4 protein-coding genes and 1 pseudogene are annotated in these 11,504 nt (G+C 48.5%); all 5 read left to right on the top strand.

Annotation, left to right across the window (positions count from 1 at the left end):
* Positions 1-174 precede the first annotated feature (174 nt).
* Positions 175-687, top strand: coding sequence for a hypothetical protein (locus tag AB5Z01_RS13120; RefSeq protein WP_272112031.1), 513 nt, complete (start codon positions 175-177; stop codon positions 685-687).
* Positions 684-1,379 carry a hypothetical protein gene (locus AB5Z01_RS13115; RefSeq protein WP_272112032.1) on the top strand — a complete coding sequence of 232 codons (696 nt, stop codon included), beginning with the start codon at positions 684-686 and terminating at the stop codon, positions 1,377-1,379. Before AB5Z01_RS13120 ends, AB5Z01_RS13115 begins: the two co-directional genes overlap by 4 nt.
* 991 nt (positions 1,380-2,370) lie before the next feature.
* Positions 2,371-3,471, top strand: a pseudogene (locus tag AB5Z01_RS13110) (DUF4316 domain-containing protein); the annotation flags it as partial.
* A gap of 3 nt (positions 3,472-3,474) precedes the next feature.
* A complete protein-coding gene (locus AB5Z01_RS13105) occupies positions 3,475-5,685 on the top strand; it encodes a toprim domain-containing protein (RefSeq protein ID WP_368365596.1) in 2,211 nt (736 codons plus the stop codon).
* 30 nt (positions 5,686-5,715) lie between these two features.
* Positions 5,716-11,504, top strand: a 5,789-nt coding sequence (locus AB5Z01_RS13100; RefSeq protein ID WP_368365595.1) for a YodL domain-containing protein, incomplete at its 3' end; no start/stop codon positions are given.

Genomic DNA, 11,504 nt, shown 5'->3' with positions numbered 1-11,504 from the left:
TACGTCCTTTCATCACCATTTTATGGCTACGTTTCTATGAATTCTCGTTTTTTAGATGTGCGTTAAATTCCGATTTGAAGGGCAGTCGCCTAATCACTTATTTACTCTATTATAACAAACCGCCCCGAAAAAGTCAATCGCTTGCAGGGCTGAATCCAGAAAGGAGTGTTCTTTATGAACAACAACCAGCTTGCGGAAGTCGCAAAGATCCTCGGTGTCTCCGAGGACAGCATTTCCGCTATGAACGATGAGATCAAAAACAGTATGACGGCAGTTTTTGAAACTGTTGCTATCAGAAATGACGAGGACAAAAAGATAGTCTTTGAAGCACTGGACGATCTGTGGCAGAAAGGCTCGGTATATATCGGGCTTGATGAGGTTGCAAAATCAACTGGCATTTTGCTTGTGACACTCCGCAGCCTTGATTACGATACGCAGCAGACTATCGTTTATGAGTACATGATGGACAGCTCGCAAACAGAGCGTTTCTATGACCTTGTGAACAAGGCACTTGCAGTTTCAGATCTTGGCAATGTTGCAAAGCTGATCGCTGTTCCGGTGCGTGAGCTGAGGTCACTCCCTCGCCGTATTCAGGAGAATATCTGCGGTGCGTACACAATGGAGTACGATGCCGACAGCACAAACACCGACCTGATCGACCACATCAGGGAGATGATCGCACCGTGACAGAGTTTTCATATATCGCAGGCATAGATATTACTTCTATTGCCAACAAGGAGTTTATCCGCATTGATACGGATAAGGCGCAGGAGATATGCGTAGCACTCGACAAAAGCGGTATTCCTTTTTCAGCCCGATACGGTGAAAACGAAATGGTGCTGACCTATGACGGCAGTTACAAGGAACAGGTCGAGGAGATCATCGCAAAGGCGCAGTCCGGCGATTATGGAGCCTTGCTACGTGAACTGCAAGTCTGCGGAGAGCCTGACGGTTATTATCGTCTCTTAGGAGAAGTTGCAGAGCTATTGAACACAACAATCGGAGCATTGAAAAACCGTCCCGATGAGGTTCGGCTTGCACTCTGCAAGACCTATGTGGATTTTTGGCTCTGCGATACTCCCACGCTTCAGCGTGAGCTTGACCGTGTGATCTCCGTGAACGGCAGAACGATGTCGGATATTCAGGAGCATGAGAAAATCAAGGAAAAAGCGAAAGCTCCTTCTGTCCCTGAACAGAGTGCAGCGGATACAGTTCCGACTTTGAGTGAGCTGTTTGACGATTATTTTCGCCGTAACAGTCATTCGCACTTTTCAAGAGAAAGACATCAACACTTGGCTGAAATCGCTCACCGCAGACAGCAGAGCGAACAGGAGCGTATCATTCAGACCGAAGAAAAAGAAAGGAAGTTCAGACCATGAAGAGGATTATCATCTTCATCAAGCGCAGAAAGTGAGGTAGCCTATGCCCGTACAGGATAATGACGATAAGAGAACCGCCGACCAGCCTGCGGTCGATGCGGAAGAACTGAGGAGAAAGCAGGCTCAGTCTCTGGACCAGCAGCAGGACGAGAACAGCGTTCAGAATCCGGGAAAACTTCTTCCTCTACTTAACGCAAAGGCGGAACATCATCAGAGCCGTATCGACTCTCTTGATGAAAAAATCGCCAATCAAACTGATAAGATCGACCGCAACAAGGCAAATATTGAAGCCCTCAGTGCAAAGGCTGATAAGCTTGAAGATACCAACCGTATGCTGAAAGCTACTATCGGCAATCTGCCGGGTATCGGTGCTGTTATCGCCAATAACGAGAAGCGTATTCAGGCTATCCGTGAGGAGAAGATTCCTGAGCGACAGCAGAAGATCGACCAAGCGTGGAAGAAGATCGACAAATTTACCGCAAAGCGTGACCGTATAGAACACAAGCTCAATCGTGTGATTGCTCTGAATGACACGATCAAGAGCTTTTCTATCGGCTTTAATAAGGAACGCCGTGAAGCCTTTGCCGATGCTTTGACACGGCTGAACGGTGCGACTGTTGATTGCCTGAGCGATAAGAAAGCAACACTTGAAGCGAAAAAGCAGAGAATCCTTGATACCTATAATGATCCTGCAACAAGTGTTGTTGACAAGTATAATCTCTCCGAACAGCTCAAAGATGTGAATGAGCGTATTTCAGAACTTGATGATAAGATCATGAAGCTCGCCCGTCCTGAAACGCACTATGAGGAGCAGACCAACGATCAGCTTGATGCTTCTATGAAGCTGACCGGAGATAAGCTCGGTGAAATGGTTCAGAAAGGCACTATGGATATGCCGACACTTGCTGAGACTGCTGTTCAGGCGGCGCAGGAGGTCGAAACTCTTGACCGTTCTAAGGTCGCTGAACTTGCAGATCAGTTCAATATTCAGCCCCTTGTCAATGTGGAGATGCAGCTTGAAGATGATTACAACATGATCGACGGTATCATCAACAACGGCTCTAAAGCGGACATAGACAAGGCAAAGGCAGAGCTTTCTGAGGGTATTAAGTCTATGGAGAGCCTTGCAGAAAACCCCTTTGTTCCGCCGGAAATGAGGGATAACGCTGTTGAGGAGCTTGCAAAAATGAAAAGTCAGCTTGAGCTTCTCAATATGCACGAAGAAGTCGAGGTAGATAGCTGGCTGTCGGATATGCTTGATAAGGGTGATGCCGTTTTTACAGATGACGGCGGTTTCAAGGTGAACCCTGATTATTACAAGGAATTGCCCCGAAATGACCGTCATGTGGAGACCATGACAGAGGTTCAGGCGGCAGAGGTCATGTCGGCTCTAATGTCGGCAGGAGTAAAGTTCTCCGCTGCTACTAAGTGCGAGGATAAGGTCGGCATTACCGTTTCCAAGCAGGACGTTCCTGTGCTGAATGATGTGATGTATGCTTCTATCAGAAAGATCGCACATACCGAAGCTGCAAAGGAGAACGCCGGTAAGGGTGAGAAAGGCAGGTATGAGACTGTCAATCCCGAATACTATGCTTCTCTTTCCAAAGAGCAGAGACACACCCGTGTTGAGCCGATTGATACCGCAAGGAAAATTGCAGGAGAACTGCAAAAACAGAATACCCCTTATTCTGCGGTAGTACGCAAGAATGATACGGTAGCAATTACCGTTTCTAAGGAAAACGCTCAGGCATATAAGCAGATCGAGAGTGATGTCAAGGGTGAAAGAGCCGTTGAGCTTGTAAATTCTGAGCTTTTCAAGGCACTCCCGAAACAGGAGCGTTTCACTCGTCGTATGGACGAGGGGCAGGCTCGTAAGAAGTCGGCAGAGCTGACAGCTAAGGGCGTGGAGCATTCTGCGGTGTTCGGCGGAGAGAAATCTGCGGTCACGGTCGCAAAGAAGGATTCTAAAAGAGCTTTCTTTTCCCGTGGCAAAATGCAGAGAGATGCCCAGCGTATCAGCGGTCGAGGACAGCAGAAACCTCAGCAGAGACAGCAGACACCCAAAAAGAGAAATAATCAGGGGTTGGAATAATAGATGAGAATTACTGACGAACAGAAAGAAAAGGCGAACCTCGTCAATCTTCCTAAGTTTCTCATGTCTCACGGCTTTGACCTGAAAAAAGTCGGCAGAGAGTATGTGTGGAAGGATCACGATAGCCTGCACATCAAGGATAACGGTCCGGGTGAGCGTGGTCAATGGTTCAGGTTCAGAGAAAACAAGGGCGGCGACAATATCGGCTTTCTCCGTGAATACATGGATATGTCCTTTATAGATGCAGTTGAAGCTCTGACCGGTGAACACATTGACCGCACCTATACTCCGTCCCGCACATACGAATCGAAACCTGTTCAGCAAACGGCAAGGGAGCTTTCCCTTGCCGAAGCTGATAATAGCAGGCGCGTGTTTGCATATCTGTGCAAGACCAGAGGGCTTGACTATGATATGCTTTCCGCACTTGTGAAGAAAGGCACTATCTCTCAGGAAGAAAAGACAGGCAATGTGCTTTTCAAATATTTCGGTACAGACGGAAAAGTCATTGGTGCTGAAAAGGTCGGCACATCAACGGAGCATAAATTCAAAGGCATTGCAACAAGTTCGGCTGGCGGTCACGGCTTTGAGGTAGTACGCGGCACGGGCGAAAAGGCTTTTTTCTTTGAGTCGGCAATAGATATGCTCTCCTATCTGCAAATGCACGATCAGGAGCTTGATAATTGCAGGCTTGTTTCCATGATGGGCGTGAAGCCTAATATCGTTCTTGACACGATGCTCCGTCATAATATCTCCCCTGAGAATGTATTTTTATGCTCCGATAACGATACCGCAGGCAATGATTTTGCCCAGCGTTTGCAGGAGCAGTATCCTGACATGAAGCGTGTTATCACTCCCGATACATATAAAGACTGGAATGATATGCTTCGTGGTATCCCAAAAGCAGTAGAACATGAGACTGACAAAAAGGAGGTTCAGCAGACAGATATGCAAAGATACGGCAACGAAATGTGGCACAAGGCAACAGATAACAGAGACAAGAGCCTTGTGACGATTCAGACTGCGGATTTTGAAAGATTGCAGGAACAGCTTGATGATTCGGGCATTAACTACTATGCCTATGCCCGTGATAATTCCGTCATTATGGCGATCAATGATAAAGATGTGGAGTGGTTCAGGCAGATTGCAGGCACTCCCGATCTTCTACCGAACAAATCAAACAGACCATATTCTCCGCCCGAAAAAAACATCTTCGGTTCAACAGAGTATCGTTATATCCCGCAGAAGGAGTACCTCTCCGCTGACCGTGATTTAGTCCTGAAAATGGCTGAGATCATGGCAAAGCGTGGTATGCAGTTTTCGGGCAGAGTCTATCCGTCCGGTAAGGGTACGCTGACGGTTTCTCACGCTGACCTCTTTGCAGTCCGCAACATCAGGGACGAAGTTGTGAATATGCGTAAGCAGTTCGCAAGTCCCGATAAGGCGCAGGAAGTCGGCAACCGTGACTATCGTGCGAACCGTGATACTCATTATTATATGAGCAAACTCACACCTGAGCAGTTCAAGGAAGTCAAGCCGTTTTTGGAGACAAGCGTGAGCTATCATGCTGTTGTCCGTGACGGCAAGGTCGCTTTTGCGGTGGATAAAGAGAACGCTCCTGCATTTCACAGGGCTTTGGAGAACGCTGTCCGTGAGACGAATATGCTCCGCAAAATGGCTGACCTCGGACTGCCTATGGAGCAGAATATCGCTCTTTCGCCCGTAGTTCATCGTCTTGCCGTTGAGGATATGCAGCTTGACCTTGCTGATTTCTTTGACAGCAGATACGATGAAGCACAGTTCGGTGAAATGCTCTCTCTTGTTAATGCGTATCTGTCACAAGCTCTTTCGGAGCGTTACGGCGAACACTCCAAGCTCCATGATATGCTTGAAGCAAAGTCGAGTTTTGATCGCAGTATTGAGCTTTCTGACTTCTTTTCTCAGCACGATTTCTCCGATGGACAAAGGGCGGCTATTACCGCTATGTTTGTCGGTGATGTGACGAGAGGTCAGATCGACAGCATTGACGAGACTTTCACGGCTGAGGATATTCAGGCGTATGACGAGATTCTGCATAACGCTTTGCAGGAATCCGATGTAGCTGACTTTCTGACTGCCCATAAGCAGGCAGTTATTGACCGTGAGAATGCAAGCAGAGTTCTGACTGAGGAAGAAGTGCTGTTCCCGAAGGCTGACCTTGCGAAATTCCTTGCGTAGCGCACTCTTTCTTCTGATGAGTGGGAGGATATGGCGTATCCGCTGTTTGACAGCGGTTATCTTGATAAGCATAAGCCCAGCGATAAGGCGGCTTTCGGTTATCATCTTTCCGAGCCAGCGCTTTATGACCTTGCCCAGCGTTACCATGACGGTGAGGATATTCGCCGTGAGCTTGCTCTCGGACTTTTAGAGGGCAGTGGGGCCGCAGATATTGAGTTTATCTTTGAACAGGGTGAGATCTCAGACCGTACCTATTATTATGCTGAAAACCTCCGCCACTCCCTGCATACGGAGAGGACTGAGGACGGTTTCAAGTGCAGTTTCAGCGGTATGGAGCGTTTCGTTTCCTTTGAGGAGATCGGACAGGCTTTCATTGACCGCACCCATGAGGAGTTCAATGATCTTGCTTTCTGGTGGGTTCGTGATGATATGCTCGATGCTATCCCCGATATTTCCGATGAAAATATCTCTGACCTTCTGACAGCGTTTGACGGTGCAGCTCTGCACGGTTGGGAGAACGGCGATAATATCCCGAAGCTCAACCGTATTAAAAAGGCACTCTATGATATTCTCGGTGATGAAGCGCAGACCGAAAAGGCTTTTGCGATCATCGCAAAGGAAAAGTATCATGTGAGCTTTGATGCAGAAACACCCGAAAAGAAGCCGGATAGTCTCTCTTTCCATTTCGGCAAGGATAAGGGTGATGAATGGGTTAGCGAAAGTGACATCGTTCACGATTTTGCCCTTGCACACCCCGATTGCAGTTTTGCTCTCGGCAATGCTGTCCTTGAATACCTCGATGAGAAACAGCACTCGGAGCGTAATATCCCTGAGCTGAAAGCAGGCTGGTATAAAAAGACCGATTTCAGCATTACCGCTGTTATCAATGGCGAGGAGTTCAATTATGACGGACGCTTTGACATTGGTGACGGCAAAGGCACGGGCGGCGGATCGCTAATCGACCATATCCGCACATATAATGAGGGTATCCTCGGCTATACACAGCACCCGTTCAATCAGCCGGAGTATAAGGAAAGAGCACAGAGAATGCTTGACATTTTCGTTCCTTTCCTTGAAGCTCACTCTGAGCTGACCGCTGAGGAACAGCGTATCTTCGATGATTTCAAGGCACATCACCCGATCCGCACCTATGATGATGTGGAAAAGGCACAGGGTAAGTTTCAGATCTATCAGCTCCCAGGCGGTGAGAAGTATCACGGTGTCCGCTTTGAGGATATGGAACAGCTCAAAAAGAACGGCGTACAGCTCAATCACGATGATTATGAGCTTGTCTATGAGGGTGAAGTCGGAGAGTTCAGGGGCAATGCAACTCTTGAAGCACTCTATACGCAGTTTAACACCAAACAACCCGAAGATTTCAGAGGTCATTCTTTGTCTGTTTCCGATGTTATTGTCATTTCAGTTGACGGCAAGGATACTGCATATTTCTGTGACAGCTTTGGCTTTACGGAAATGCCTGAGTTCTTCCGTGAAAAGGAGCTTGTGCAGGAGAAGCCCGAAACTGCAAAGGTGTCCGATCTTGCGGTCGGTGATATTATAATGTATGACGGCGCTCGTCGTGAGGTTGAGGAGATCAGCACTGACCGTATCAAGATGAAAGACCTTGACGCTCCCGATTACGGCGGTATTCTGCTCGGCACTTCCGATGTGCTTGCGTATGACGGCTGGCAGCAGGATATGGAGGAAAAGGGCTTTGAGATCATCTCAAAGGCTGAAAAGCCTGCGGTCGAAGCTCCTGAACAGGCAGAGCCGGAGGATAAAGGACCAGTCTCTCTGCGAAAAGTCGGTGACTTTTACGAGATGTACGGCAAAAATGCGGAGGTCGGTGCAGAAGTCCTCGGACTGCGTATGCTCTCCAAAAATGGGCAGCCTATGGTTGGTTTTCCCGATCATGTCAAGGACGAATACTCCGCAAAGCTCCGTGAAGCAGGATATACCGTTCTGATCGAACAGGCTTTTGAGCTGAACCCTCCGAAGCGTGAAGCCGAAAAGCTCCAGACCTTACAGCAGGTCGTTGACAAGTTCTTCGGAACAGACTGCGAATCTGCGGAAACAGAGCGTGGTACATGGAAACTGGCTATCGCTGACGGTGATAAGGTCGGTGAACTGTTTTACGGCGGCGAACCTGTCTGCGGTATCTATAACCGTGGCGATAAAATGGAGATCGAGCCGTACCGTGAGCTGACAACATTTCCTGCACTCCTGCGTACAGCGATGCTTAAACATAATCCCGACAAGTCCGTGGAGATCATGGACTTCCAGCGTACTTTTGAAACTCCGCTTGATAAGGCAAAATGGCTTATCAATGATTTTTGCGAAGCGGAATACCGTGAAGGTGCTGATTTTGATGATCTGCACAATGTCGGTCTTGCGTTTACCACACTGACGGACGATGAGCTGCCCATTCAGGTGACGGCTGACCTTATCGACTTCAAGATCACTCACGAATTTGACGGCGAGGTATTCGATACAGAGCAGTTTGATAGTATCGAGGATATGATCGAGAACGGTCTGACTGACCTTGATTTCAGTGACCTCGTTTCCGTTCCTGATGAAGTGATCGAGCGTCACACAGGCAAGGACGAACAGACGGTTGAGCTTATGAGCGATGCCGCCGATGTTTCCGATACTTCTTCTCCTGCGGAAGATGTGCCGTCTGTTACGCTAAAATACAAGGGCGATGCCGAGAGCCTTGACGAGATCAAGGACAAGGCACTTTCCCTCGGTGCTACGGTTATCGTAGACAATGCTGAGGGTGTTATCTCTATCGACACCTATGCAGACCACAAGGCAGAGCTTGACGGACTTGCCTATGAGCTGGGTGTTATGGCGGTCGATGATGTTCCTGCGGTGGAAACTCCAACTGCGGAGACTGAGGACATTGACCGTCCTCTCTTTACGGACGCAGCAGTCATTGACGAAATTCAGCGTAACGAAAATGCCGATGTTCCGTTTTGGGAAATGCCCGAAGCACAGGGCGAACAGCTCTCTTTGTTCGGTGATTCCGAACCGCTGACCGCTTCTAAGCCTGCGCCCGAAAAGCCAAAGTCTGAGTTTGCCAAAGGTCCGGTGGTGGACGGTGTTCAGGTCTATGAAGCATTGGCCGCTGAGATCGACCGTGGTACAGGCTTTGTTCACGGTAAGCTCCGTGTGCAGGACTTCTATGAGGAACAGCACCCGACTGTACAGCAGTTAGCCGATTTTCTGAAAAAGGAGTACGGCACGGGCGGTCATAGCGGTGAGGGGAAAATCTCGCTCGTCGATTATGACAGCAAGGGGCTGACGTTCTCCTTTGAGAATGGCGAGAAATTCCGTCATTCGTGGTATAATGTTGCGACAATGACCGAATCACGGCTCAGGGACGATACATACCTTTCTGCCGAACAGAAAGCAGAGAGGGCGGCGCTCAAAGCAGAGCAGTCCGCTGAGAAACAGTCTCCCCATACCGTCGAGGTTGGAGACCGATTTAGTCACAAAATTACTGGCGAGGTTTCTGAGGTTATTTCGCTGACAGGTGCGCTGCCGTTCTATACGGACGATTGCACAGTTCAGCGTGACGGCGGCGGCTTTGCTATCACGGAGAATATCTCCTATGATAAGCTCCTTAACAGCGGTCTTTATGAATATATCGGCAAGGCTGAACCTGAAAAAGCGCAGTCTGCACCTGTGAAGTCTAAGCCAGCGGTTAATCCTGAAGCGGAAAAGCCTGAGATTCCGACGGTCAAGAATCTCTCTCAGCTCAAAAAGGCTATCAAGCCGGGAATGATGTTTGAGATCACCGATCATCTCCGTCCTGAGTGTATCGGAGAACGCAGAATCGTCACGGGTGTAAGCACCGTTGATTTTACTTCCAGAAAACTCGATGAAAACGGTGAACCTATGGGCAAAGACCTTCACATGGATTTCGACCGTGCGAAAAACTGGGCTTTTGATGGCGGTGAGCTGACTTCTCGGCTCGACAACGGCGATATGCTGATGAGCTTTCATTTCATTGATAGTCTGGAGCGTGAGCAGACAGTTCATGTTGATAAAGAGCATGAGCTTGCACCCGAAAAGACTGCTCCTGAGCTTTCTGTCGGTGACTATCTTGAATACAGGGGCAAGGAGTACAAGGTCGAAAGCCTTGATATGGATGGATTTATCACGCTGACTGATACGGCGCTTGAAGATGCGCCGAGACTTATCTCCCGTGTGACCTTCCTTACTGATGAGTTTATCCGCAGTGGTGAATATATGGTTATTACGCCTGAAAAGGGTGAGGTCGAAGCTCCTGCACCGGATAAGGGCGATAATTTCACTATTACCGATGATACCCTCGGTGAGGGCGGTGCTAAGACGAAATTCCGTGCAAATGTCGATGCGATCAGAACGCTGAAAACACTTGAAGCGGAAAAGCGTCCTGCAACGGCTGAGGAAAAGGAAACCTTGTCGAAATATGTCGGTTGGGGTGCTTTGGCTAAGGCTTTTGATAAGAATGACGAGAAGTGGGCCGCAGAGTATAAGGAGCTTTCCGAGCTGCTGACTCCACAGGAATATGCTCAGGCACGTTCAACGGTAAATGATGCATTTTATACAAGCCCCACGGTTATAGACGGCATCTACGAAGCTCTCGCCAATTTCGGCTTTGAGGGCGGCAACGTATTAGAGCCTGCAATGGGTATCGGAAACTTTTTCGGACGTATGCCCGAAGATATGCAGGCACACTCTCAGCTCTACGGCGTTGAGATCGACAGCTTATCGGGCAGAATCGCTCAGGCACTCTATCCCGATGCGGATATTGCGATTCAGGGCTTTGAAAAGAACCGTTTTCAGAACGGAAGCTTTGATGTAGCTGTCGGTAATGTTCCGTTCGGTGAGCTTGGTTTCCGTGATACTGTCCATGATACTACCAAACTTCATGACTATTTTTTTGCAGAAGCTCTCTCAAAGCTCAAAGACGGCGGTATCATGGCATTCGTGACCTCGGCAGGCACACTTGACAAGCGAGACGAGACTACAAGGCAGATGTTGGCTGACAAGGCTGACTTCATCGGTGCAATCAGACTTCCGGGCGGTAAAAACGGAGCTTTCAAGGATAATGCAGGCACGGAAGTCACCACGGATATTATCTTTTTGAAGAAGCATGAAGGCAAGTCACTTGCCGAAATGTCCGATATTCCCGATTGGGTACACATCGGTGAAACTGCTGACGGTCTGCCAATAAACAAGTATTTTGAACAGCACCCCGATATGGTGCTTGGCACTGTGGTCGAGGGCAACAAGCTCTACGGCAGCGGTACAATGGTTGTCGCCGAGGACGGCTTTGACCTGAAATCGGCACTTCATGAAGCTGTCGGAAAGCTCTCGGCGGAGATCAGTCATGAGCGTGGCAGAGATGTGTATGCTAAGACCGCTGACGGCGTTCAGGTTCAGATTCCGTCTAATCTGCGTAATTACAGCTTTTTTATGTCTGACGATCAAGTTTTCTTCAAGAAAAATAACGCCGCCTGCGAGTTCCGTTTCGATAAGGGAACAGCGCAGCACAAGCGTTTTAAGGCGTTTATTGAGCTTCGTGACCTCACCCGTGAGCTGATCGAAGCGATGGAGCTTGACAAGCCCGATGCTGTCATTAAAGACTTACAGGCAAAGCTGAATGTGGCATACGATGATTTTTATAAGAAGTTCGGGCTTATCCACTCTCAGACCAACAAGCGTTACTTTGCGGAAGATGTTTCGTATAATCTTGTCGCAGGACTGGAAAAGAGCTATGATAAGACAAAGCTCCTTGAAAAGTCCGATATTTTCACAAAGCGGACTAT

Source organism: Ruminococcus sp. RTP21359st1_H3_RTP21359_211015, from assembly GCF_040909065.1.
Classification (GTDB): Bacteria; Bacillota; Clostridia; order Oscillospirales; family Ruminococcaceae; genus Hominimerdicola; species Hominimerdicola aceti.
The sequence above is the reverse complement of the archived record's forward strand: the minus strand, read 5'-3'. Positions and strand labels throughout refer to the sequence as shown.